The sequence below is a fragment of the Aeromonas sp. QDB18 genome (genome assembly GCF_027705325.1).
Lineage (GTDB): Bacteria > Pseudomonadota > Gammaproteobacteria > Enterobacterales > Aeromonadaceae > Aeromonas > Aeromonas caviae.
The window spans coordinates 1-23,295 of record NZ_JAPDBQ010000037.1; the positions used below are offsets into that span (position 1 = coordinate 1).

Genomic DNA, 23,295 nt, shown 5'->3' on the forward strand with positions numbered 1-23,295 from the left:
CAGGTATGGATTTAGGGACTCAGAATACTTTTTTCTGAAAATCAAGGCGGCCTTCCCCGGAAAGCCGCGATGAACCTTTTTATATGGCTCTCAGCCATGATGTACAAAAATGCGTCTCCAGCGTGAACCAATGAGATAACTGCATTGCCCTGTACACGGCACGGCTGATTTCCTAGACTGGCGCTCTTTACCCAGCTTGCCCGATAAGTTATGTCCATCGCCTCAGCCAATACCGTTGTCGTGCTCGACTTCGAGACCACAGGGCTTTCACCCGGACAAGGGGATAGAGCCATCGAGATCGGTGCCGTCAGAATCAAGGATGGTTATATCAGTGAGCGTTTCTCGGCATTGATGAATCCGGGCTTCAACGTGAGCAGCTTCATCGAGCAATATACCGGGATCAGCAATGCCATGCTGAAACAGGCTCCCCCCTGTAACGAGGTGATGGCGGATTTCGTCGACTTTATCGGTGATGACAATCTGGTCGCCCACAACGCCTCCTTCGACAAGCGCTTTCTGGATGCGGAAATAGAGCGATTGCCGGCGCAATACCGCGGCCAGTTCGCCTGTTCCCTGCTGCTATCAAGGCGCCTGTTTCCCGATGCCCCGGATCACAAGCTGGGTACCCTGGTGCAATACCGGAGCCTGCCCAATGACGGGGTGTTTCACCGTGCCCTGGCGGATGCCGAGGTGACGGCCCACCTCTGGCTTGCCTTGTTGGAAGAGTTGGCGTGTCGGCATGGCATCATCGACCCGGATTTTGAATGGCTGCTGACCCTTGGCAAGAAGCCAAAACAGGTGATTCCATCCTTCCTGCGGGAATATGCGACTCGGAAATAATATGTGCCGACATGCATCATCAATCATTCATGCCATGTCGGCACTGAATTTACCCGCCTTCACATCCATGATGGCCCGGCGTAAAGAGAGGCAGGCAAGCAGATAATTTAGCACTGCACATCAATGAAAAAGCGCGCCAAATGGCGCGCCTTTTGTTTCTGCTCTGCTGGGCGGCAAGGGCCGGAGCCCACTATCTCAACTATTGCGACCGATAAAGAGATCGGTCACATGGCAGCTGCTTCTCGCGGCCAGCGCATCCAGCATGTAGGCTGCCGCGTCTTCCGGCGTCATGAAACCACTCGAATCCACGTGATCCGAATTCTCCCAGAACTCGCTGCGGATCCCGCTCGGATAGAGGTTCACCAGTCGCAGGGGAGCACTCTTCAGCTCGGCCCGCAAGGATTCGAGAAAGCCGCGCATGCCCCATTTGGAGGCGCAATAGAGGCTCTCGTTGGCCTTGCCGGTCTGGGCGGCGGAGGAGAGCACATTCGCCAGCACGCCGCCCTTGTCGCCGATGAGGCGCACCGTCTGCTGGGCCACCAGTATGGTGGAGATGAGATTGCTCTCCACCACCCGGCGGATCTGCTCGGCGGTGTAGACACCCACCGGGCCGAACTCGCCGACACCGGCACAGTGGATCACCATGTCGGGCAGGCCGCACCACTCCACCGCAGCGGCAAAGGCGACATCCACCTCTTCGTGGTGTGCGAGATCGGCGGCAATGCCGATCACCGCCTTGCCGAGCAGCTCTTCCTGCTCCTGCAGTTTCTGGTAACGGCGACCCATCATGGAAACCTGATGGCCGCGTTCAACCAGCCCTATGGTCAGGGCGCGGCCCAGTCCGGACCCCGCGCCAGTCACTATGATGTGGCCCATGTGTGCTCCTCAGGGAGATCAGAAGGTGAATTCACCACCGATGAACCAGCCGTCGATGGTCTGATCGACACGATCGAAGTCCATCTCGGCCTCACGCCAGCCGGCGCGGATCTTGAGCGGCACGGAAGAGAACTTGTAGGAGCCGCCCAGACGGTAGTCGTAGTTGTCGGCATCCTGCACGCGGGCATCACCGAAGGCGGCAAAGCCGGTCCCCGGGATGCGCACTTCGGCGCCGGTGTAGGCCATCAGCACATCCTTGTCATAGGAGTAGTGCTGGGTGTTGAAATCACCGTCGTAGCGACGACCGGTCAGACCCAGATCGATCTGGAACAGATCGTTGTTGAACAGGCGATAGTAGAGGCTCAGGTCGTAAGCCAGCAGATCGTTGTTGAAGCTGCCGCCGCTGCTGCTGAAGTCGGACATTTCGAACTTGGCGTTGGGCAGCAGCAGGATGCCGTGCTCCAGTTGCAGGTAGCCGCTCCAGTTGTAGTTCTCGTCGTAGCTGCCATCGGCACCCACGCTGCTGACCTGGCCACTTCCCTGGGCATTCCACAGATCGGCACCCGCCGCAAAACGCCAGTCATTGGCGGCCATGGCCCCATGGCTGAGCAGAGCCATCACAGTGCCGGCAATCAGGGTCTTCTTCATCACTTCGCTCCATTTTGGACTGGAAAGGCCATCATTTTACCCGCTGGGCAAGGAATACCTAGAGTAAAAAGCTGAACAAGCGTCCATAAATGTCAGTGCTTCATCCCTTTCATGGGTTCGACCGGCTTCACGGGCAGGCTCAGTGACAGCGTCTGCCCATCGTCCAGGGTCAGGGTCAGCGGGAAGGGCGTGCCCTGGGACAGGGTATGGATGTCGAACAACATGATGTGCAGGCTGCCGGGCTTGAGCACGGCCTCCCCCTTGGCCGGGATCTCGATGCTCTCCACCTGGCGCATCTTCATGACGCCGTTCTCGTGCAAATGGGTGTGCAGCTCGACACGGCCCGCCTCAGGGGACGCTCCCGCCACCAGTTTCACCGGTTTGTCCCCATCGTTCCTGAGCACCATGAACGCCGCCGTGTTCGGCGAGCCAGGGGGCAGCAGGCGCACATAACCATCGACCGCGTCGACCTTGGCCAGGGCCGGGGCGGCCAGAAGCAGTGCCATGGTGGAATAAAACGCACGTTTAAACATGGTTGAAATCCTTTTATGATGTTGTTAAACGAGACAAAGCTTACCCCTGTGGCAAGCTTTTGACAGCCCCCGACAACAAGGATTCAGACATGGCCCTCACAATTCTGGCCGAACAGCAGGACGGCTTGCTCACCCTGACCTTCAATCGACCGGAAAAGCGCAATGCCCTCAACACGGAAACGTATCTGGCGCTGACCGACGCACTGCGCCAGGCCGCCCGGGACGAAGAGGTCCATGTGCTGCTGTTGCAGGGCCAGGCGGAGTGCTTCACCGCCGGCAACGATCTGGCCGACTTTGTTGGCAAGCACGCCCTTGAGCCGGACGACCCCATCCTGCAATTTCTGCACACCCTGGCCGACTTCCCCAAACCGGTGATCGCCGCCGTGGGCGGCCCGGCAGTCGGCATCGGCACTACCCTGCTGCTGCACTGCGACCTGGTCTATCTGGGTGACAACGCCCGGCTGCAACTGCCTTTCGTCGAGCTGGGACTGGTGCCGGAGTTTGCCGCCAGCCTGCTGCTGCCACGCGCCGTCGGTCACCTCAAGGCGGCGGAGCTGTTGCTGCTGGCAGAGGCCATCGATGGGGAAGAGGCGCTGCGTCTCGGGCTCGCCAACCGGGTGCTGGCCCCGGCGGACCTGCTCCCCTTCGCTCGGGAGCAGGGACTGAAACTGGCGGCCAAGCCGCCGATGGCGCTCCAGAAGAGCAAGGCGCTGCTCAAGCAGGAGCTCAAACAGGCGGTGCATTTCGTCATCGACCTGGAAGCGCGCGCCTTCGCCCAGGCCCTCCAAGGGGAAGAGGCGCAAAGCCGCATCGCCAGCAAGCTGCAAAAACGGCGCTGAACTCAGTTGAGACGGAACCGGCCTATCAGCTCGCAGCCCTGAACCCTGTCCTGCACCTGGATAAGCCGGGCAATCTCCGGATTGGGGTGGCGCTTCAAGAAGGAGAGCAGGGCGGCGCGGCAGCAGCCCAGCTCACTGATGAGGGATTCGCACGCCCGGTTGGGGCACTGGGGCACCAGGGCGGTGACCAGCTCGGAGGCGAGCTTGAGGTAGCGCAGTTCATAGGCGGGCTCTTCCATGGCACGCCAGAAATCGGCCATGCGGTGACAGGTGGCGACCCGCATGCTGGCCAGTTCGTCCAGATCCCCGGAGGCCAGCTCATACACTTCCCCCAGGGCCTGCTGATAGAGGCAGATCGCCGTGCCCAGAGCCCCCATGCCAAGGGCGTTCTCCGCCTCCAGCATGTAGCGTTGCCAGTTCTGATGTTCCATGTTCCTCTCCTTTGCCGACACGAGTGGAGTTTGTATCATGGCCAATCGAGAACAAATATCAACCAGACCCTTTGTGCAGGATCCCTCAACCCGCTGTTCTGGGCTGATTGACGCGACACTGCTTGCCGGGGTAACCAGGCAGATCCGACGCCTTGCTGCTGCACGCCAGCCGTTTGGCTTCGGCGAGGCGATCTGCAAGGTTGACCTCATCGATCGGCTGCCAGGCCATCTGCTGGCCGAGCCAGCTGGCCCAGGCAAACTCGACGAAGTAGACCTGATCCTTCTTGCTGAAGTAGCCCGCATCCTGCAACAGCCCCGCCAGGGTGCGGTAGGGGTAATCCGGCAATTCACCGATATGGCCGGGCAACTGCTCGGGAGTCAGGGGTTGACCCCGTTCATCCTTGAGCCAGGCCCAGTGGTTGTTCTGCATCTGGCTCCAGAAATTGGCCCTGTCCTGCAACCGTGCAATCACCTTGACCCTGACCTGCTTCACCCCCTGCTGCCACAGCGCCTTGGTCAGGTGGTGCCTGTCCACCAGCCAGTAACCCCCATCCGGCGCGATGACGATGGGGATCTCTTTCTTTTTCATCAGCTTGTCGAGCTGCTTCTCGCTCTTGTCCGCCAGCTCCCGGGCTGTGGTATCCACCTGCAACTGACCGACGCCGCCCTGGGTGGGGTGCAGCGCCTCTATGTTCACTTCGCACCAGCTTCCCACCGAGCTGCTCTTCTCGCACGGGGACAACGCCCAGGCGCCCTGGCTCAGCACGCAGGCCAACAAGATCCATGCTCTCATCACTCTCTCCTTTTCCTGGCGCTCACGGCGCCCCCTCGTTGACAGCCGCATCGGATATCATGGGACTCATGCTGGCGGTCTGACCAGCAAAGGGGATATCATGATTTCCCATCTGCCGGCGATGCATTCTCGCCGAGTTTTCTCCCCGCTTCACACATTTTGAAGGATTCACCATGAAAGGATGGAGCCCCCTGCTGGTCCTGCTGGGCTGTGCCTGCGTCCAGGCCGCCGATGTGCCGCCCGGTACCCCACTCGCCGCCGAACAGGCCGTCGTCCGTCATCTCAAGGATGAACCGGCGAGCCTGAGCCCTCTCAAGCTGGTGGGACTGCCGGAGCTGCAGGTCCTCAGAGACCTTTACGAGGGGCTGCTGACCCAGGGGCCGGACGGCAAGGTGCTGCCCGGGGTGGCCGCGAGCTGGGAGAACAAGGACAACCGGCAGTTCACATTCCATCTGAGGCAGGATGCCCGCTGGTCCAACGGCGACCCCGTGCGCGCCGCCGACTTCGTCTATGGTTGGCGCAAGCTGGTTGACCCCAGAGAAGCCGCCACTTTCGCCTGGTTCGCCCAGCTCGCTCGCTTCGACAAGGTGGACGACATAGTGGCAGGCAGGCTGGCCCCCGATGCGCTCGGGGTGGAGGCCGTCGATGACCATACCCTGAAGGTGACCCTCTCCCAGCCGGTGCCCTATTTCCTGAGCCTGCTGACCCACCCCAGCCTGTCGCCCCTGCACCAGGCCAGCATGGAGCAATATGGCAACCAGTGGACCCAGCCCGGCAAGCTGGTGGGCAACGGCGCCTTCGTGTTGAGTCACCGGGTGGTGAACGAGAAACTGGAGCTGACGCCCAATCCCTACTACTGGGATCGCGCCCACACGGTACTGACCCGCGTCACCTTCGTGCCCATCAACCAGGAGAGCGCGGCCACCCACCGCTATCTGGCCGGGGATCTGCACATCACCGAATCCTTCCCCAAGGAGCAGTACCAGAGCCTGATGGCCCAGATCCCGGGGGAGGTCTATACCCCGGAACAGCTCGGCACCTACTACTACGCCTTCAACACCCAGCGCCCGCCCCTCAATGATGTGCGGGTGCGCCAGGCGCTCTCCTACACCATCGACAGGGGCCTGATTGCCGACAAGGTGCTGGGCACCGGGGAGAAACCGGCCTACCACTTCACCCCGGACGTGACCGCCGGCTTCGACCCCAAGCCCAATCTGCTCTCCACCAGCAGCCAGCAGGCGCTGGACGAGCGTGCCAGAGCCCTGCTGAAAGAAGCGGGCTACGGCCCAAGCAATCCCCTCAAGCTGACCCTGCTCTACAACACGGCGGAAATTCACAAGAAGATGGCGCTGGCCATCGCCAACCTGTGGAAACAGAAGCTGGGGGCCCGGGTCGAGCTCACCAACCAGGAGTGGAAAACCTATCTCGACAGCCGTCAAAGCGGCCAGTTCGAGGTGATCCGCTCTTCCTGGGTCGCCGATTACAACGACCCCTCCGCCTTCCTCGGGCTCTGGGGATCGGGCCACAGCGGCAACATGGCCCGGTTCGCCAACCCGGCTTACGACAAGCTGCTGGCGCAGGCGGCCAACAGTCAGGATCCCGCAGAGCGGGCCCGCCTGTTTGATGAGGCCGAGGCCATCTTGCAGAAGGAGGCCCCCATCGCCCCCATCTACCAGTACACCAATGCCCGGCTCATCAAGCCCTGGCTCAAGGGGTATCCCATCAACAACCCGGAAGACGTGGCCTACAGCCGTCAGCTCTACCTCGTCAAACACTGAGTCCGGGGAGGGGTCGGGACATCTGACCCCTCCTGGCACTGTTCCTGTTCAAGTTCCCGGCATAAAATGCCGCCTCTTTTCATTCATCAACCCCGTGATCCGATCCTGCCATGCGTGCTCTGCTCCTGATTGCCCTGTTTGTTGCCCTTCCCGCCAAGGCCGCCGATGAAACCGAATGCCGCCAGGCCTTCCTCGAATGGATGTTGAGCCAGCAGAAGCAGTTCAGCGACCGCAAGGCCAGCAAGATGGAGCGGCGCAATGCCGAACGAGCCATCGATCAGGCCCGGGATGCCTTCGCCAAGCAGGAGAGTTTCTGCCAGGCCATGGCCTGGGTCGCCAGCGCAGAAGACAATGCCCCCCGCTTCAAGCCGAGGACGGGGGAGATCCACGACTTCACTCCCCGCGGCTGAGCCGCCATCTACGACTTTTTTCAGCCTTTCCCGTGTTGATTTATTGACCCAAGCCAAGGTGGTGTAACAGTCCGCATCTACAATGACGCCGTAACAATCACAAAAATAAAAAATAACTTTATCAGTTACTTGGCTCATTCAGGATGCGCACATGACCACAACCCGGCACGAAGGGGAGATCCGTTTCCCCGATCACATCTCACTGATCTCGACCACGGATCCCGCCAGTCACATCACTTATGCCAACCAGCACTTTTGCGATGTGGCGGGCTACAGCGCGACCGAAATGGAAGGGGAGCCCCACAATCTGGTCCGCCACCCCGACATGCCCAAGGCCGCGTTCGCCGACATGTGGCGCCGCCTGCAACAAGGCAAGAGCTGGATGGGGCTGGTAAAGAACCGCGCCAAGAGTGGTCAGTTCTACTGGGTCAACGCCTACGTCACGCCGATCCTCAACGATCAGCAGCAGATCATCGAATACCAGTCTGTCCGCACCCGTCCCCAGGATCACGACATCGCCTGGGCAGAGCAGCTCTATGCCCGGATCCGTGACGGCAAGGCACTGCCCTGGCTGACCCGGCTGACCCTGGAGCCGGGGCAGCTGTGTCTGCTGCTCTCTGGCACCGCCCTGCTCGGCATGGGGGCCAGTCTGGTCACCGGCCAGCCGGGGTGGGGAGTCATCACCCTGCTCTGCTTGCTGGCCCAGATGGGGCATGGCTGGCATCTGCAACGGCGGCTGGCCAGGCTGCTGGCCACGGCGGGCGAGGAGCAGGGCAGCGCCCTTTGCCAGGTACTCTATGCCAGGCGTCAGGACAGCCTGGCCGCCCTTGAACTGCTGCTGCGCATGAAGAAGGCGGAGCTGCGCGCCGTGGTGGGTCGCAGCGCGGACACCAACCAGCAGATCCTGCAGGCGGCGGAGGATGACAGGGGGCATATCCAGACCATAGACACTCACCTGCAACAGCAGCGGGCCCAGAGCGAGCAACTGGCGGCGGCCATCACCCAGATGAGCCAGTCCATCCGCGATGTGGCTGACAATGCCCACCAGGCCAATGCGCTGGTGGGCGAGGTCCAGCAGGTGTCCGCCAGTGGCCAGCAGGCGCTGGCCACAACCCGGGATTCGGTCGACAGGCTTCATCAGGAGCTGGACGCCAGCCAGGGCGTGCTGGCGCGCCTGACCCAGGACAGCCAGAAGATCAACGGCATTCTGGAGGTGATCGGGCAGATTGCGGATCAGACCAACCTGCTCTCCCTCAATGCGGCCATCGAGGCGGCACGGGCCGGTGAACAGGGGCGCGGCTTTGCGGTGGTGGCCGACGAGATACGGGCCCTGGCCCAGAAAACCCGCAGCTCCACCGGCGAGATAAGCGACATGATAGGGGCGCTGCAACAGAGCACCCGGCAACTGTCCGATGGCATGGAGCAGGGGGCCCAGACATCAGTGCTCTGCCAGCAGCACATGGGGGCCACCGCCGAGGTGCTCGACCAGATCAACCGGATGCTGGCCCGGGTGACCCACACCAGCGACGAGATAGCCCAGGCGGTGAGCCAGCAGGCGGATGTCACCAGCACCCTGGATCAGGGGATCCACCAGATCCACCAACTGGCGAGCCACACCGCGGACAACAGCCGTCAGGCCCTTGATGGCATCACCCTGCTGGTGGAGCGGCTGCAAAACCTCTCCCGCCTGATCAACCAGTTCCACGACTGACCCCCTTGCCGTGTAGTTTGGCGCGCCCCCGGGCGCGCTGCCGATCTCTCCTCTCCTTCACGACGACAGGCTCCCGCCGGGGGCAAGAAGTCCGTCTCAGGATTTGCCCTTGAACTGCTTGATGCTGCGCTTGCCCTGGGTGCGACGGTTCGCCTGCTTGTCTCTTGGCGCCCGTTTGCTCTCCCCGCTGGCGGGTTTGTCGGTCACCGGAAAACCTGCCAGCGCCGCCAGGGGCAGGGGCCGACCGGTCAGGGCCCGGATCCCCTCGAGCGCCTCCCCATCCCCGTGACAGGTAAGGGAGATGGCCAGACCGCTCTGTCCGGCACGGGCGGTACGACCGATACGATGCACGTAGACGGGCGCATGGTCCGGCAGATCCAGATTGATCACCACGGGCAATGCCTCCACGTGGATACCGCGCGCCATCAGGTCCGTGGCCACCAGCACCCGCACCCTGCCCTCCTTGAAATCCGCCAGCGCCTGCTCCCGCACGGCCTGATCCTTGTTTCCGTGCAGGGCTGCCACCGTCATGCCAGCCCTGGCGAGTTTCTTGGCCACCCCGTCCGCGTCGTCCCTGGCACTGATGAAGACCAGCACCTGGGGCCACTCTCCGGCCTCCAGCAGGGCGATCAGCGCAGGCACCTTGCTGCTCCTGTTGACCAGATAGAGCCGCTCCTCGATGTCGCTCACCAGGCTGTTGAGCGGCTCGGCCTCGATGCGCACCGGATCCTGCAGCAGGCCCGAGGCCAGGCTCTCCAGCTCGACCGGCAAGGTGGCGGAGAAGAGCATCTGCTGCCGCGCCTCCGGCATTGCCTTCATCAGCCACTGGATATCGGGCCAGAACCCCATCTCCAGCAGGCGATCCGCCTCATCCAGCACCAGCATGCGCAGGGCACCCAGTCCCAGCGTCTGCTGGGCCAGCAAGTCCCGTAACCGTCCGGGGGTCGCCACCAGCAGTTGGGGGCCAAGAGCCAGTTCCCGCTCCTGCCACTCCTGGGCCACCCCGCCACACAGGGTCAGAAGGCGCACCCCCAACCCGTCGGCAATCTCCTGCAGGGCGGCGCTCACCTGGCTTGCCAGCTCCCGGGTGGGGACCAGTACCAATCCCTGTACCCGGTCACTGGCTGCGTCCAGCCTCTGCAGCAGCGGCAGGCCGAATGCCAGGGTCTTGCCACTGCCGGTCCTGGCCAGGGCAAGCAGATCCCGTCCTGACAAGGCTGCAGGAATGGCTAGCTGCTGAATGGGGGTCGGTTTTTCCAGCGCGGCGGGCAGCAGGGGCAACAGGGCGGGGTCAAGGGCGAGTTCGTCAAACGTCATGGGGATCGCAGATACAGGCTGAACGAGGATGTGGAGGCGAAGTCTAGCCAGACCCACCCCATAAGTAAAAGGTTCGGGAGCGCAATAAAAACGGCCTGCCCCGTGTGAACGGGGCAGGCCGTCAGGCAATCAGCCTGTGGCGCGACTTACAGAACGGCCAGGGCGGCGGCGTAGTTCGGCTCGTCGGCGACTTCGGCCACCAGCTCGCTGTGCAGCACCTTGTCGTGCTCATCCAGTACCACGATGGCACGGGCAGCCAGACCCACCAGCGGGCCGGAGGAGAAGGCCACGCCGTAGTCCTGCAGGAAGGAGACACCACGCAGGGTGGAGAGGTTCACCACCTTGTCCAGACCCTCGGCGCCGCAGAAACGGGCCTGGGCGAACGGCAGGTCGGCAGAGATGCACAGCACGACGGTGTTGTTCAGGGCGCTTGCCTGCTCGTTGAACTTGCGCACGGAAGTGGCGCAGGTCGGGGTGTCGACGCTCGGGAAGATGTTCAGGATCTTGCGCTTGCCGGCGAAGGTCGCCAGGGTCGCATCGGACAGATCGCCAGCAACCAGGGAGAAGGGCTTGGCCTGCTCACCGGCAACGGGGAAGTGGCCGGAGACGGAGACGGGGTTGCCTTGCAGGGTGACGGTATTGCTCATGTTAGGTCCTTGATGATTGATGTGGGATCCAGGGTCCCCAGTATAGGCCCGCCACGGGATGACAAACACCCGCTAATGAAAGGGATTTGGCATCCCTTTGCATCCCTCCTGCTCCAGAGGCAGATCAGCGGCCACTGTCATGGCCCCGGACAAAGAGAAGAAGAGGACTTGACCTTGGACTTTACACCAAGGTTTACACTCGGCTCTGTCATCCAGGATCCCGCAGGGGCGGGATCCCTCAAGAGGAACGCATCATGAGCAAATCCTGCTGCAGCCATCAACACGCCGCTGCCCCCATCAAGGCCGTCAGCAAGGCCGCCACCCCACAGGCCGGGCACAGCCACACCAGCCACTGCTGCGACAACGCGACACAGGCCAGTGGTGTCGCCAACCCGACCCGCCACGATCATCAGGGGCAAAGTGGCGCAGACGGCCCGGGAGATGAAGAGCCCCCCAGAGGCGCTTGCACCACCGACACAGCCCACGACCACGATCACGATCATCATGAGCAGGGGCACGCCCACACGGCCGCCGCGACCGAGCCGCCGCTGGCTACCCCCGAGCAGAACAGCCGCCGCCATAGCTGGCAGGTGCTGGGCATGGATTGTCCCAGCTGTGCACGCAAGATAGAGACCGCCGTCAGCCGGGTGGAGGGCGTACAACAGGCTCGGGTGCTGTTTGCCACCGAGAAGCTGGTGGTGGATCTGGCCCCCGGCCTCTCCCCCGATCCCGTCACCGCCGCCGTGCTGGCCGCCGGCTTCCAGCTCAAAGGGGGAGCTCAGAACACGGCTCGCAGCGAACCAGGCCGCAGCCCGCAGATGCAGAGGGTCAACAACCTGCTCACCAAGTATTGGCAGCCCCTGTCGCTCGCCGGATTGATGGGGATGGCGGCCCTGCTGCCGAACCAGCTCGGTCAGCCGCTCTTTACCCTGGCCACCCTCTGGGGGCTGTGGCCCATCTCCCGCAAGGCGTGGGCGCTGACCAAGAGCGGCTCCCCCTTCGCCATCGAGACCCTGATGACGGTCGCCGCCGTGGGGGCCCTGTTCCTCGGTGAAACCGCCGAAGCGGCCATGGTGCTGCTGCTGTTCATGCTGGGGGAACATCTGGAGGCCTACGCCGCCGGCCGCGCCCGCGCCGGGGTCACCGCCCTGATGGCGCTGGTGCCCGACAAGGCGCTGCGCATCCGCACCACTGCCGAGGGCGAGGTACGGGAAGAAGTCGCTGCCGACCAGCTGCGCCCCGGTGACATCATCGAAATCGCCCCGGGTGCCCGCCTGGCCGCCGATGCCCGCCTGCTCGACCCCCTCGGCGCCTTTGACGAGAGCGCCCTGACCGGCGAATCCATCCCGGTGGAGCGCCGCCGGGGTGACAAGGTCCCCGCCGGCAGTCTGGCGGCGGATCGGGTGCTGCGCCTTGAGGTGGTATCAGAGCCCGGCAACAACGCCATCGACCGCATCCTGCACCTCATCGAGGAGGCCGAGACCCAGCGCGCCCCCATCGAGCGTTTCATCGATCGCTTCAGTCGCTGGTATACCCCGGCCATGATGCTGGTCGCCCTGCTGGTGGTGCTGGTACCGCCGCTCGCCTTCGGCCAGATCTGGGACGAGTGGGTCTATCGCGGGCTGGCGCTGCTGCTGATCGGTTGCCCCTGCGCCCTGGTCATCTCCACCCCGGCGGCGGTCACCTCGGCACTGGCGGCAGCCACCCGGCAGGGTGCCCTCATCAAGGGGGGCGCCGCGCTGGAGCGCCTCGCCCACATCGATACCGTGGCCTTTGACAAGACCGGCACCCTGACCCTGGGCAAGCCGCAGCTGACCGAACTGGTGAGCCTCAATGGCCAGCCAGAGGCCGACCTGCTGGCGCTGGCGGCGGCCATCGAGCAGGGCTCCCACCACCCGCTGGCCCGCGCCGTGGTGACGGCGGCCAGCGAACGGGGCCTCAGCCTCGCCGCGGCCCAGGAGCTGCGCGCCCTGCCCGGCATGGGGGTAGAGGGTCGCATCGACGGAGTCCTCTGGCAGCTGCTGGCACCGAGCCGGGTCGCCACCCTGGATGCGGCGATGCTGGCCCGGGTCGCCACCCTGGAGCAGCAAGGCAAGACAGTGGTGGTGCTCGGTCAGCCCAACGCCGCCCCGGCCGCCCTGCTGGCCCTGCGCGACCAGATCCGCCCCGAGGCGGCTGCGGCGCTGCAGGAGCTCAACCAGCTCGGCCTGCAGAGCATCATGCTGACCGGCGACAACCCCCGCGCCGCCGAGGCGATCGCCGGCGAGCTCGGCATGGGCTGGCGCGCCGGCCTGCTGCCGGAGGGCAAGGTCGATGAAATCGCCAAGCTCGGCCTCAGCCAGAAGGTCGCGATGATCGGCGACGGCATCAACGATGCACCGGCCATGAAGCGGGCCAGCATCGGCATCGCCATGGGAGGCGGCACCGACGTGGCGCTGGAGACCGCCGATGCGGCGCTGACCCACAACCAGCTCGGCGGGGTCGCCGCCATGATCCGGCTCTCCCGCGCGGCACTGGCCAACATCCACCAGAACATCGCGCTGGCGCTGGGGCTCAAGGCCATCTTCCTGGTCACCAGCCTGCTCGGCATCACCGGCCTGTGGATTGCGGTGCTGGCCGACACCGGCGCCACCGCCCTGGTCACCGCCAACGCCCTGCGCCTGCTGCGAAAACGCTAGGCCGGCCGTAAACTGAACAACCAACAGCCGCTCCAACGGGGCGGCTTTTTTATTGCCTCGCCCACGAGCAAAGAAAAAGCGCGGCTGCCGGTCGGCAGTCGCGCTTTGCTTACTCTCTCGGTGTTATCCCGCCCTTGGCGAGGCGGAATTCAACCCGGGGCTGCCGAGCCAGCCCCGGGCTCGATGGGAAAGACTTACTTGGCGCTGCACTCCTGGATGATGACGCTGCCCACCTCGCCGGAAGTCTGGGTCGGGTCAACCTTCACCAGGAAGCTCCACAGACCCTGTTCCAGCGTGATGCTGTTGTTGCCCATGCCACCGTCGCCGTGCTGGAGCGGGTAAACCTGCTCGGGCTCCAGTGCGATCAGGGTGCCACCGGCATCCTTCACGAAGAACTGCTTGCTCCAGTTGCCATCGTCGTTGGCAAACTTGAAGTCAAAGCTGCCCGCGTAGTTGAAGGCGGCCTGATAGATGGCGAGGTTACCTTCCATCCCCTTGTAGCTCAGCTGGTAGGCCGGCTGGGCGTTCCAGTCGCTCAGACTGCCGCGCACATAGAGCGGGAAGCCGAGCGGATTGCCCGCGACGGTATCCAGCACCTTGCAGCTCTGCGCCGGTTCGGTGTAGCTGACACTCAGGGTGGGCTTGTCCTTGTTCATGGCGGTGAAGACAAACTTGTAGGTGCCAGCCTTCTCCACGTTGAACGGCAGATCCCCGCCATTGGCACAGAGCGTATTGACCTGGCCGGTCGCAAGCTGGTCGGTATCGCTGCACTTGCCGTAATTGACGGGGCCGCTCCACTCGTTGCCAGCGATCTTCACCTGGGTCGACCCCAGCTGATCCGCCGTCACCTCGGTGGTGAACTCATAGGTGAAATTGCCACTGAAGTTCATCTTGTTGACCGGATCCCACTGATTCAGGAAACCGCGCACGAACACCTCGGTGTCACCGAAGGGAGGCAAGGTGCTCAGATCCGTCTTCTTGCTCACCGGCAGCCCCGCGCCCTGGGCACCGCTCTGCGGCTTGACGAACACCGCCGCCGACCAGGCGCCAAGGGTCAGCTGACCGCTGTCATTGGCCGCACCGCTGGCGATGCTGTCGGAGTCACGGTGGGCACCGCTCAGGACCATGCCGGTCAGATCGATGGGCTGATCCTTGCCGTCACGGAAATCGCCGATACTCTGGGGCTGATTGGTGGCGTTGATCATCACCACCAGGCCGTCGATGGCCGGATCCAGATCCGCACCGGCGCCCACCCCGTCATCCACGCTCATCACGATGAGACCCGGGATCTGCTCAGGGCCGGTGTTGCGGAAGTCGACCCGCTTGATCACCTCGGCGCCGCTGCCAAGACGCAGCAGACGAGAGGATTGACGCAGTTCGGAGAGCTCCTGGTAGAAGTTCACCATCTGATGCATCTCGGCCGAACCCGGCTTGGCGTGCTGGCCGAGCACCTGCTCGATCAGCTCGTAGTTGGCCTCGTCCTTGTCCTTGCGCGGCAGCCCTTTGTCAAAATTATTGTCACTTAAGCCGTAGTCGACCCGGTTGTACCAGTCACCGGAGTCGTAGCTGTCCCGCTCCATGGACTTGGAACGCAGCAGCTCGACACCCGCGTGGGTGAAGGGAATGCCCTGACCCAGCATGGCGGTCGCCAGAGAGACCCCCTGCATCCGCACCAGGTCGGCCCCGGCGATGCCCATCAGGGGATCCAGCCAGTCCGCCCCCCACAACATGCCTCCCACCAGCGCCAGAATCACCAGCACCGAGGTGGCCGCGTCCGCCAGCACGTGGAGGTAGGCGGCGCGCAGGTTGAGATCCTGATGGCCGTGGTGGTGATCGTGCGAGTGGTCGTGATGACCGTGATGGTGGTCGTGACCATGGTGATGGCCGTGATCGTCCCTGAGCAGCCAGGCACAGGCCAGATTCACCAGCAGGCCCAGCAGGGCAATGCCGATCGCCTGCTGATAATGGATGGGGCTGGGGTCCAGCAACCTGGCCACCGACTCGAACAGCATCAACCCCGCCACCCCCACCAGCAGCAGGGCGCTGCTGAAGCCCCCCAGCACCTCTATCTTCCAGGTACCAAAGCTGAACCTGTGATCCCGCTCGAAGTGGCGGGCAGCGCGATAGGCCAGCACCGAGAGGCCGAGGGCCAGGGCATGGGAGCTCATGTGCCAACCGTCGGCCAGCAGCGCCATGGAGTTGTAGAACCAGCCGCCACCGATCTCCGCCACCATCATGACGACGGTGAGCAGCACGGCCCAGCGGGTCTTCTGTTCGGCCAGGGGATTCCCTTCGTGGACGACGGGGTGGTGGCAGTGGGATGAGGCGAGGGATGGCATGGATTTCTCCTGAAAACGAGGATGCTATATACCCCGTTTGGTATAGTTTTATTGATCGAGAGGATCCTGGATGTCACACACGGTTCACGACAAGAAGAAGCTGCTGGCACGGGTCAGGCGCATCAAGGGGCAGACCGGCGCCCTGGAGAGTGCTCTGGAACAGGAAACAGACTGCGCCGCCATCCTGCAGCAGATTGCCGCCATCCGCGGCGCCGTCAACGGCCTGATGCTGGAGGTGCTGGAGGGACACATGCGCGAGCATCTTGGCGCCGAGGAGGCGACCCATGCCGAGCGGCTGGAGGATCTGGATCAGGTGGTGAGGGTACTGCGTTCCTATCTGAAATAAGGGCGCCCGGTGATGACGGGCGCCCCTGTCAGTCGAAGTCCGCGTAGGGAGTGAGAGGCCTTGGCGGCATATCGAGATCCCCTTGCCAGGGCTTGAAGGTGTAGCGCAGGAACAGGGGGACATGGCTGGGGGCATAGTCATCCGCCTGCTGGATGTCCACCCGGCCACCGATGCGCCAGTGCTCCGTCAGCCTGTGTTCCACCACGCCATTCAGGGTGTAGCCGAATCCACTGCTGCTGCCCCTTTCACAGGCGCATTTCTGTCTGGCAAACCGCTTGGCAACAGGCCTTCCAGCGGGTAGCGGCGACTGTCGTCGGTATGGGCGTAGGACCAGGAGCCCGATCCGCCCAGCTCCCACGACCAGTCCGGGGTACGCTGCCGGTAGCTCACCGGCACCGAGAGCGAGAAGTACCCCTGCGGGCTGTAATAACCCCCCTGCCCCAGGGTATAGCCCACCAGATCCTGCTGGTAGTGCCACAGCATGGTGCTGAGCCCCACGCTGGCACGGCGATGGGTCTCGTTGACGAACTTGTAATAGCCCCCTCCCATGAGCCGGGTGCGCCAGTTGTCGGGCACGTTCTTGCCAGTCAGCAGGTGCTGCTGGGCGCTGCCCCAGAACCCGACGGCCCCTCCCAGATCCCGGCTGAGATCGAGGCGGACCCCGTTCGCCCGCACCCCGCCCCAGCTGATGCCCGTGCCCGGATCCACCGTTCCCCCATAGGAGAGCAGCGAGCTGCTGACGGGCCGACGCGAGAGGGTCATCCCCCACCCCAGCGTGTGCCAGTCACCGGTCAAGGTGGCGCCACCAACCCAGTCCACCACCTCGAAACCGAGGGGCGTGGTCCCCAGATCGAACGCCCAGGCCCCCCGCTGCCAGCCTGCCGCCAGGGTGGTGCCCCGGTTCTGCTGGTGCGCGTCCCCGCGGCAGTCCCTGGCCGCACAGGTACCGAACTGCGCCCGGTAAGGGGAGTCCGGCAGATCTCCGGCATCCATGTCGACCAGTTCAAGGCGGCCGAAGGCGGTACCACCGGCCAGCGGCGTATCCAGTTGCGCCATCTGGGTCAGCGCCCGCAGATCCGAGTAGCCCCCGGTACCGCTGGAGCCCCAGTAATCGCTGTCGAGGGAGAAGGTGGTCTGGCTCTGCCGGTAGTGCCTGTCGAGATCGCTGCGCAGGCCGGATGCCAGCCACCCCTCCCCATCCTGACTGCGTGCCAGCCGGGTCAGCTCGCCCCCCTCCAGATCCTCGCGGGGGGCCAGACCTGCGGCCACCAGCCCCTTGCGATCCCGCACCAGAGCCCCTTCCACATCATGCTCGGCAACGCGCTGACGGGCGGCATCGCGCCAGAACAGCGCCGTCTGCTGGGAGGCCGGTTGCATCGCCACCAGGGGTTCGTAGTCGGTGAAGATGGCGCGGGCTGTCTCGCCCTCTCCCAGCGCCTGATAGAGATTGGCTACCCGGCGGTAGTAGTTGGCCCCCTCCGGGGGCAGCGGGCTGACCGGCCATGCGGGCAGCCAGTGACGGGCCTTTGCCAGATCGCCCCTGGCCTGGGCCAGTTCGGCCATGCCAAGCCTGGCCTCGGGCTGTTGCGGCGTGCGGGCAAGCACCTCCTGATAGCGCTGCTCCGCCAGTGCATAGGCCCCCCGATCCGTGGCCCACTCCGCCAGCATCAGGCTTACCTCTTCATCCGGCTGCAACGGCTGAAGCAGGCGTTCGGCCCCCTCATCATCCCCGGCCTCGTGACTCGCCCTCGCCCTGGCGAGCACCTCGTCACGGGCGAGGCGCCGATCCAGCGCATCCATGTCCTGTGTCCAGGCGGACCTAGGGATGGCGGCCAGCACCCCTCTCGCCTCCACCATCTTGTCCTGCCCCGAGAGATAGAGGGCGGTGGCGTAGCGCAGGGTGGCATCCTGCGGGTGCGCCGCCAGCCGTTCCCGCAAGAGCCGCTCCCCGCTACCGGCTTCCCCGAGGCGGGCCCGGGTATCGGCCACTCGATAGGCCAGCCACACCTCTTCCGGGGTCAGCGCGAGTGCCTGCTCGCGAAGGCGCAGCGCCGCCGCCACCTTGCCGGCCCGATCGAGCTGATCGGCCTCCTCCTGCAACAGCCCGGCCTTGAGCCGCCGCCCTTCGGCCTGCATCCCGGGGGTGCCCTGCTGCTCCAGCAGGGCCAGGGCACGCGCCGGATCCTGCTCCTTGTAGAGATCGAACAGGCGGGCCAGTGCCCGCTCCCGCGCGCTCCCCATGGCGAGCGCCTTGCGGTAGGCGGACTCCGCGTCGGCATCGCGATGGCGGCCACGCTCGCTGTCTCCGAGCCCCAACCAGGCTTCGGGTTCACGCCCATCCTGGGCGATGGCACGGCGATACAGGGTCGCCGCCTCATCCCACTGCTCCTGTTCCAGGGCGCTGCGCCCCTGGCTCACCAGCAGCCAGTAGCGGTTGGTGGCCAGCAGGCTGCGCCATTTGTCCTTGTCGGTCACCTCGGGGTGTGCCAGCACCCGTTCAAACTGGGCGATGGCCTGCGCTCGCTGATCGTTGCGGGAGTAGGCCTGCCCGAGGGCCCCCATGAGTTCGGGATCCCCCGGGTTGGCAGCCAGGGCACGCTGCAAGCGGGAGATGGAGGCACCACCTCCCGCCGTGCTTGCGAGCGCCGACTGGCGTGCACGATAGGCAGGCGAGGCCCACTTCTCCTCCTGGGTAGCGAGCAGCTGTTCCGCCTTGGTGGTATCCCCTTCGCCAAAGAGCACCATGTACTCCTGCAAGGCAGCGATGCTCCCGGGACCGATGGGCAGGGATTCGATGTCCGCGAGCCAGATCTCGGCGGCCTCGTCCCGCTGATAGGGGTCTCGCGCCATCTCGCGCAACAGGTTCTGCGCCCCCTGGCGCCGACCCTCCGCCAGATAGAGGCGAGCCAGCCCGCCCCGCACTCTGGGCTCACCCGGATATTGCCGGTTGAGTGCCCCCAGGGCCGCCAGCCCCTTCGCTTTCATGGCCGGGATCCGTGTCTGCAACAGGGCATAATCCACCGCCACGTCGAGATTGGGGGGCAAATCACCGGAGAACAGGGAGCGATAGAGACGCTCGGCCTCCTCCAGCCTGCCGGCGCTGGTCAGCAGCCTGGCTTGTTGCAGTTGCTGGCGCCTGGCCGGTTCGTTCAGGGCCAGGTTGGCCATGCCCTGACGATAGAGCGCAGAGTCGGGGTCTTGCTTGCCAAGGCGGGCCAGCAGTGCCCCGGCCTCCTTGACCTTGCCTTGGCGCAGGGCCTGACGGGCCTGGGCTGCCAGCAGCTCCAGATGATCGGGCTCCACCAGGGAGAGGGAATAGAGGCTGTTGCTGACGAGATCTTCCCGCCCACGGGCCTCGCCAATCCTGACCTGCTCCAGCAACCAGGCCACCGGCTGTACCGTCCCTTGCGCCAGGGCTCCGCTCATCAGGCAGGCGAGCAGGCACCCAAGGGTTACTCTGCCTGACATGACTCGCTCCAATCCGGCTGCAGGGTACCGTCGGCGGCAAAGCGATAACGCCCCTGATCCCAGCCTGCGCCGAACAGGGTCAGCACGCTGCCGTAGTAGGCATCCGCATCCAGCCCGTGATCGGAGACCTGCTTGCGCAAGGTGACCTGCGCCGGCAAGCCCCGTGACAGGGGCAGGAGGGCGGCGGCAAAGCCGCTCGGCCCCTTGCCCTGAACCTGACCACTTTGGCTGGAGACCCGCTCGGGCAGATGACCCGATTCGGTCAGCTGCGCCAGCATGGGGGCAAAGTGGGCCACCAGGGAAGCCCTGGCGGGATCCTCCTCGCTCAGCATGCCGAGCCAGAGATAGACGCGGATGGCGTCATAGCCACCGGTGTCGCCCTTGTCCGCCGTCACCTGCCATCCCTTGTCGGCCTGCCAGTCCACCCAGTCCGGGGCAAAGCCACGGGGCGCACTCTCCTGCAGCAGCTTGGGCAAGAGAGCCCGCATCTCGCCCCAGGGCCCCTTGAAGGAAGCGAATCTGGCCAGCAGTTGTGGGGGCAGATAACTGGGGTTGAGGGTCCAGCGTCCCTCCCCCTCATAGCCTTTCGCCCCGGGCAGCAACACGGGGCCGAGACCCGGCAGCGTGGCGACCTCCTCCCGGGCGATACGGCGCAGCAACAGGGTGCCGAGGGCCGAGTAGCTGTGGTTGTCCCACAGGCGACCCGCCTCCAGCAGGCTGTAGGCTATCCAGAGATCCGAATCGGACGCGCTGTTCGCGTCCAGCACGCCCCAACTGCCGTCCTGCTGCCTGCCCCAGAGCCAGGATGGCAGGAAGCCGGTCAGATCCCCGCGGGCGAGCTGCCGCTCCGTCCAGTCGAGCAGGCGGGCAAAGGTCTCCCTGTCATCGTTGACCAGGGCGAAGAAGAGGGCATAGCTCTGGCCTTCCGAGGTGGTGATGCGGCGCCCCTCGGCAGGGTCGATGACCCTGCCCTCTTCGCTGATGTAGTGCTGGCGAAAGTGATCCCACTCCGGCCAGTGGCAGACGGCCTGCGCCGGGAGGGAACAAAGGGCCCAGAGGAGCAGGGCACCACAGACATTTTTCATCTGAGTCATCTCTTAATCTTCCTTCAGACGGCGGCGACTGGCACTGGCAAGCAGCACCCGCAGGCCCCAGCCCAGTACCAGCATGCAGAGCAGGGTCAGCCCGGCAAGACGCACCGGATAACGGGCAAACAGTTGCCAGAGACGCTCCCACCACGGCAGGTAGCCCACCTCGTAGCGATCCCCCACCACCAGGCTCTTCACCCCGGATTCCCGGATGATGGCCACCGAGCCCGCCACCTGATCGCGCAGGGGCCGGGTCTGCAGGGCCTCATTGAGCAATGTGACCCCCGCCGGTCCATCCGCCAGCAGGGCCACCAGGCTGCGCTGATCATGGGTCGGCGATTGCAGCCCCAGGATGACGGCGATGGCCCGATTGCCCGTCATGCCCACCCGGGCCTGGGGCTGGCGATCGGCCATGGTGTGCAGCAGATCCCCCTTGTGCTGGCGGGTTGGCTCGTTGACCCAGCTGCGCGTGGATTGCAGCAGGGCGTCGGGGGCCAGATCCCCTCGAAACTCCTCCGGCAGGGTGCCGATGAGCAGGGTGTCCCGATCCGCGGTGCGCGCTCGCTCCCAGTCGTCCAGAACCTGCAGGGAGAGCGCCGGATACCCGGTCTCGGCCCCGATGGCACCGACGGCATCGAGCAAGGTGGTGATCTGCCCGGGATGGGGTCTGGCCGGCATGACAATCTGGGTGTCGGCGAGATCCGCCATCCGGCTGAACGGGAAGCCGGCATAGGCGAACGCCTTGAGGTCGGGCATCTCGATGAAGTGACGATAGCCGGTGAAGTCGATGGTGGAGCCCTCGTCGATGCGCACCTGATGGGCAGGCGGCATCACCAGGTCGCAACGGCCATCCTCCGTTCCTCCCATGTATTGCTGGGCATACTCGAACGAGAAGCTCAGGCTGTTGGCCTGGGTGGTCTTGAGCCCGGGCATGCGCAGTGCCATGGTGTCGCCATCGTCGGCAAACCAGAGCGGCAGAGTCAGCAACCGCTCACTCTTGACCTCGCCGGGCTCGAGCGTGAACGACTTCATGAGCTGGCCGTTGACCCCCACATCCAGCCGGGAACCGTCGCGCAGGGTGGGCGAGGTATGGTGATACTTCAGCTCCGTCCTGATGCCGTTCTCCCCCAGCAGATAGAGATCCGGCGGCAGGCGCAGCGTCAGGTTCATGGGCCACAGCGTGCGTCCCGTTGCCTGTAACTGGCCCGGGTACTCCGTGAGCTCATCAAAGCGCATCTTGCGATCCAGTCGCACCCAGTTCGGGGCATCGTAGGGTTGACGCGGGGAGAGCGGCTTCACCTCGTCCACCATGACGCTCTGGCCACGCAGCATGACATCGCCTCGCGCCAGCCCCTGCACCGCCGTCAGCAGATCCTGCTGATCCCGCCCCAGGATCAGCAGCAGCTTCACATAGGGATTGCCGGGGGAGCTGATCATGTCGATGGTGGGCCCCTTCACCTCGGGATAGTCCACCAAGAAATCGGGGCGCGCGTCATTGGTGGCAAAGATCACGGCGTTGCGATCCGGCAACTGGTTGATGAGCACCGGGAAATGCTGGCCCCGCCACTGGGCCTTGGTGCCGAACCAGGAGGCCAGCACCGCCGCCGCCTGCTGCTGCTCCGGGGGCACTGAGCCCGTGAACACCATGGGCAGAGTCAGCTTGCCATTGTCCCGCACGTCGAGGAACGGCATGGGGAAGAAGGAGAGCTCGTTGCGCACCGGCAGGGTCTGCAACTGCAGGGTCAGCTTGCTGTCCCGGTTGACGTTGAGCCAGAGGGTATCGCTCGCCGGGTTCTCGCACACTTTCTGATAGTGGCCGACGAAGCTCACCTTGAGGCGGTTGAAATCCTTGGCATAGCGGGGATCCAGCTCGATGCTGGCATGGGTCATCGTCCCCATCTGATCCTGGTTGAGGGCCGTCACCCCCATCAGCTCGTCATTGAGATAGACCTTGACCTGGGAGATGAGCGGCAGCAGGGAGGGCGATGGCGTGAAGTTCAGGTCCAGGGTGGCCCGGGTCACCACCTCGTCCCGCCGCACGGTGAAGTCGGCCAGTCCGTCTGGCGCATTGCCGCGCAGGGACAGGGTGCCTGGCGATGATGCCATCTGTTCGAAGCTCATCCCCTGGGTGCGCACCGGAGCGGGAACAGGCGGCAGGGGGCCGACGGCCTCGGCGGCGGTCGCACCCTGAGCCATCAGCAGGAGAGGAATAAGGTAGCGTTGTGGTTTCATCATCCTTTCACTGTCTGTGAGGTCGGAGTCCCGGCCCGGAAATCTGGGGAGATGCGACGGGGAACGAAGGAGAGGAGCCAGCGAGCCAGCTTCTCGAGGAGGATACAAACAAAGCCGATGGGTGAGGTACGGGCCAGACGCCAGTAAGCCCCCCAGCCGAGCAGGGTAATGTCGATCAGGCTGTGGAGGGGGCGATCCTTGCCCAGACGCTGCTGCCACAGGGACCAGGTATCGGCCCGGGCGAAGGTGCACTGGATGAACTCGACATGCTGCGCCTGCGCCATGGGTTCCAGCTCCAGTCCCAGCTTGCAGCCGAACACC

General features: G+C 64.5%; 19 protein-coding genes and 2 pseudogenes. 7 read left to right on the forward strand and 14 right to left on the reverse strand.

Annotation, left to right across the window (positions count from 1 at the left end; all coding sequences use genetic code 11):
- Positions 1-210 precede the first annotated feature (210 nt).
- Complete coding sequence (locus OKC30_RS08070; protein WP_270662590.1) at positions 211-840, forward strand: 3'-5' exonuclease; 630 nt, start codon at positions 211-213, stop codon at positions 838-840.
- Between the two features lie 195 nt (positions 841-1,035).
- On the opposite strand, the gene OKC30_RS08075 is transcribed toward OKC30_RS08070, so the two are convergent.
- The 3 genes from OKC30_RS08075 to OKC30_RS08085 all read right to left on the reverse strand — a co-directional run bounded on the left by OKC30_RS08075 (position 1,036) and on the right by OKC30_RS08085 (position 2,897).
- On the reverse strand, positions 1,036-1,716 hold the full coding sequence (locus OKC30_RS08075; RefSeq protein ID WP_160836602.1) for an SDR family oxidoreductase: 681 nt from the start codon (positions 1,714-1,716) through the stop codon (positions 1,036-1,038).
- An 18-nt stretch (positions 1,717-1,734) separates the two neighbouring features.
- Entirely contained in the window at positions 1,735-2,364 is a 630-nt protein-coding gene (locus tag OKC30_RS08080; RefSeq protein ID WP_043155850.1) for a TIGR04219 family outer membrane beta-barrel protein, read from the reverse strand.
- 92 nt (positions 2,365-2,456) lie between these two features.
- Entirely contained in the window at positions 2,457-2,897 is a 441-nt protein-coding gene (locus OKC30_RS08085) for a copper chaperone PCu(A)C (protein WP_134997075.1), read from the reverse strand.
- 89 nt (positions 2,898-2,986) lie between these two features.
- Here OKC30_RS08085 and OKC30_RS08090 point away from each other — a divergent pair, with 89 nt between their 5' ends.
- On the forward strand, positions 2,987-3,736 hold the full coding sequence (locus OKC30_RS08090; RefSeq protein ID WP_041211009.1) for an enoyl-CoA hydratase-related protein: 750 nt from the start codon (positions 2,987-2,989) through the stop codon (positions 3,734-3,736).
- A gap of 2 nt (positions 3,737-3,738) precedes the next feature.
- Here OKC30_RS08090 and OKC30_RS08095 read toward each other — a convergent pair whose 3' ends face one another.
- Positions 3,739-4,167, reverse strand: a complete 429-nt coding sequence (locus tag OKC30_RS08095; RefSeq protein ID WP_039039476.1) for a DUF2753 family protein — start codon at positions 4,165-4,167, stop codon at positions 3,739-3,741.
- A gap of 85 nt (positions 4,168-4,252) precedes the next feature.
- Positions 4,253-4,960: a ParB-like protein gene (locus tag OKC30_RS08100; protein WP_041214520.1), complete on the reverse strand. Its 708-nt coding sequence runs from the start codon at positions 4,958-4,960 to the stop codon at positions 4,253-4,255.
- 173 nt (positions 4,961-5,133) lie between these two features.
- Between OKC30_RS08100 and OKC30_RS08105 the strand changes: the two genes are divergently transcribed.
- From OKC30_RS08105 to OKC30_RS08115, 3 genes are all read left to right on the forward strand, one after another.
- Positions 5,134-6,738: a peptide ABC transporter substrate-binding protein gene (locus tag OKC30_RS08105; protein ID WP_210600065.1), complete on the forward strand. Its 1,605-nt coding sequence runs from the start codon at positions 5,134-5,136 to the stop codon at positions 6,736-6,738.
- Between the two features lie 110 nt (positions 6,739-6,848).
- Positions 6,849-7,148, forward strand: coding sequence for a hypothetical protein (locus OKC30_RS08110; RefSeq protein ID WP_160836604.1), 300 nt, complete (start codon positions 6,849-6,851; stop codon positions 7,146-7,148).
- Between the two features lie 151 nt (positions 7,149-7,299).
- Positions 7,300-8,859, forward strand: coding sequence for a methyl-accepting chemotaxis protein (locus OKC30_RS08115; RefSeq protein WP_210600064.1), 1,560 nt, complete (start codon positions 7,300-7,302; stop codon positions 8,857-8,859).
- A gap of 96 nt (positions 8,860-8,955) precedes the next feature.
- Here OKC30_RS08115 and OKC30_RS08120 read toward each other — a convergent pair whose 3' ends face one another.
- Positions 8,956-10,176: a DEAD/DEAH box helicase gene (locus OKC30_RS08120; protein ID WP_160836608.1), complete on the reverse strand. Its 1,221-nt coding sequence runs from the start codon at positions 10,174-10,176 to the stop codon at positions 8,956-8,958.
- A gap of 146 nt (positions 10,177-10,322) precedes the next feature.
- Complete coding sequence (gene tpx, locus OKC30_RS08125; protein ID WP_010672853.1) at positions 10,323-10,823, reverse strand: thiol peroxidase; 501 nt, start codon at positions 10,821-10,823, stop codon at positions 10,323-10,325.
- Between the two features lie 254 nt (positions 10,824-11,077).
- Here tpx and OKC30_RS08130 point away from each other — a divergent pair, with 254 nt between their 5' ends.
- Complete coding sequence (locus tag OKC30_RS08130; RefSeq protein WP_160836610.1) at positions 11,078-13,501, forward strand: zinc/cadmium/mercury/lead-transporting ATPase; 2,424 nt, start codon at positions 11,078-11,080, stop codon at positions 13,499-13,501.
- Positions 13,502-13,695: 194 nt separating this feature from the next.
- Here OKC30_RS08130 and OKC30_RS08135 read toward each other — a convergent pair.
- Both OKC30_RS08135 and dmeF read right to left on the reverse strand, forming a co-directional pair.
- Positions 13,696-15,186 (reverse strand): annotated as a pseudogene (locus OKC30_RS08135) (alpha-1,6-glucosidase domain-containing protein); the annotation flags it as partial.
- Positions 15,172-15,840, reverse strand: a pseudogene (gene dmeF, locus OKC30_RS21510) (CDF family Co(II)/Ni(II) efflux transporter DmeF); the annotation flags it as partial. The pseudogenes OKC30_RS08135 and dmeF, both read right to left, overlap by 15 nt.
- Before the next feature lie 70 nt (positions 15,841-15,910).
- On the opposite strand from dmeF, the gene OKC30_RS08140 reads away from it, so the two are divergent.
- Positions 15,911-16,186 carry a metal/formaldehyde-sensitive transcriptional repressor gene (locus OKC30_RS08140; RefSeq protein ID WP_041214512.1) on the forward strand — a complete coding sequence of 92 codons (276 nt, stop codon included), beginning with the start codon at positions 15,911-15,913 and terminating at the stop codon, positions 16,184-16,186.
- A 28-nt stretch (positions 16,187-16,214) separates the two neighbouring features.
- Here the strand turns inward: OKC30_RS08140 and OKC30_RS08145 are convergent, their stop codons facing one another.
- From OKC30_RS08145 to OKC30_RS08165, 5 genes are read right to left on the reverse strand one after another with little or no spacing between them, the layout of a single operon-like run.
- Positions 16,215-16,388 carry a cellulose synthase subunit BcsC-related outer membrane protein gene (locus tag OKC30_RS08145; protein ID WP_270662608.1) on the reverse strand — a complete coding sequence of 58 codons (174 nt, stop codon included), beginning with the start codon at positions 16,386-16,388 and terminating at the stop codon, positions 16,215-16,217.
- A gap of 8 nt (positions 16,389-16,396) precedes the next feature.
- Positions 16,397-19,654 carry a cellulose synthase complex outer membrane protein BcsC gene (gene bcsC, locus OKC30_RS08150; protein ID WP_270809588.1) on the reverse strand — a complete coding sequence of 1,086 codons (3,258 nt, stop codon included), beginning with the start codon at positions 19,652-19,654 and terminating at the stop codon, positions 16,397-16,399.
- Entirely contained in the window at positions 19,639-20,748 is a 1,110-nt protein-coding gene (gene bcsZ / locus OKC30_RS08155; RefSeq protein ID WP_234922326.1) for a cellulose synthase complex periplasmic endoglucanase BcsZ, read from the reverse strand. The genes bcsC and bcsZ overlap by 16 nt, the downstream gene beginning before the upstream one ends.
- Before the next feature lie 3 nt (positions 20,749-20,751).
- Positions 20,752-22,977, reverse strand: coding sequence for a cellulose biosynthesis cyclic di-GMP-binding regulatory protein BcsB (gene bcsB / locus OKC30_RS08160; RefSeq protein WP_160836620.1), 2,226 nt, complete (start codon positions 22,975-22,977; stop codon positions 20,752-20,754).
- Positions 22,974-23,294 (reverse strand): hypothetical protein, encoded by a 321-nt coding sequence (locus tag OKC30_RS08165; protein ID WP_234888550.1) that lies wholly within the window; start codon positions 23,292-23,294, stop codon positions 22,974-22,976. The genes bcsB and OKC30_RS08165 overlap by 4 nt, the downstream gene beginning before the upstream one ends.
- Position 23,295: the final 1 nt, after the last annotated feature.

What these genes read in the sequence shown, in the direction of transcription:
- OKC30_RS08140 (WP_041214512.1), top strand. Translation starts at nt 15,911, where the DNA reads ATGTCACACACGGTTCACGACAAGAAGAAGCTGCTGGCACGGGTCAGG.
- OKC30_RS08130 (WP_160836610.1), top strand. Translation starts at nt 11,078, where the DNA reads ATGAGCAAATCCTGCTGCAGCCATCAACACGCCGCTGCCCCCATCAAG.
- OKC30_RS08075 (WP_160836602.1), bottom strand. Translation starts at nt 1,716, where the DNA reads ATGGGCCACATCATAGTGACTGGCGCGGGGTCCGGACTGGGCCGCGCC.
- OKC30_RS08090 (WP_041211009.1), top strand. Translation starts at nt 2,987, where the DNA reads ATGGCCCTCACAATTCTGGCCGAACAGCAGGACGGCTTGCTCACCCTG.
- OKC30_RS08070 (WP_270662590.1), top strand. Translation starts at nt 211, where the DNA reads ATGTCCATCGCCTCAGCCAATACCGTTGTCGTGCTCGACTTCGAGACC.
- OKC30_RS08080 (WP_043155850.1), bottom strand. Translation starts at nt 2,364, where the DNA reads ATGAAGAAGACCCTGATTGCCGGCACTGTGATGGCTCTGCTCAGCCAT.
- OKC30_RS08105 (WP_210600065.1), top strand. Translation starts at nt 5,134, where the DNA reads ATGAAAGGATGGAGCCCCCTGCTGGTCCTGCTGGGCTGTGCCTGCGTC.
- OKC30_RS08085 (WP_134997075.1), bottom strand. Translation starts at nt 2,897, where the DNA reads ATGTTTAAACGTGCGTTTTATTCCACCATGGCACTGCTTCTGGCCGCC.
- bcsC (WP_270809588.1), bottom strand. Translation starts at nt 19,654, where the DNA reads ATGTCAGGCAGAGTAACCCTTGGGTGCCTGCTCGCCTGCCTGATGAGC.
- OKC30_RS08115 (WP_210600064.1), top strand. Translation starts at nt 7,300, where the DNA reads ATGACCACAACCCGGCACGAAGGGGAGATCCGTTTCCCCGATCACATC.
- bcsZ (WP_234922326.1), bottom strand. Translation starts at nt 20,748, where the DNA reads ATGACTCAGATGAAAAATGTCTGTGGTGCCCTGCTCCTCTGGGCCCTT.
- OKC30_RS08120 (WP_160836608.1), bottom strand. Translation starts at nt 10,176, where the DNA reads ATGACGTTTGACGAACTCGCCCTTGACCCCGCCCTGTTGCCCCTGCTG.
- OKC30_RS08095 (WP_039039476.1), bottom strand. Translation starts at nt 4,167, where the DNA reads ATGGAACATCAGAACTGGCAACGCTACATGCTGGAGGCGGAGAACGCC.
- OKC30_RS08100 (WP_041214520.1), bottom strand. Translation starts at nt 4,960, where the DNA reads ATGAGAGCATGGATCTTGTTGGCCTGCGTGCTGAGCCAGGGCGCCTGG.
- OKC30_RS08110 (WP_160836604.1), top strand. Translation starts at nt 6,849, where the DNA reads ATGCGTGCTCTGCTCCTGATTGCCCTGTTTGTTGCCCTTCCCGCCAAG.
- tpx (WP_010672853.1), bottom strand. Translation starts at nt 10,823, where the DNA reads ATGAGCAATACCGTCACCCTGCAAGGCAACCCCGTCTCCGTCTCCGGC.
- bcsB (WP_160836620.1), bottom strand. Translation starts at nt 22,977, where the DNA reads ATGATGAAACCACAACGCTACCTTATTCCTCTCCTGCTGATGGCTCAG.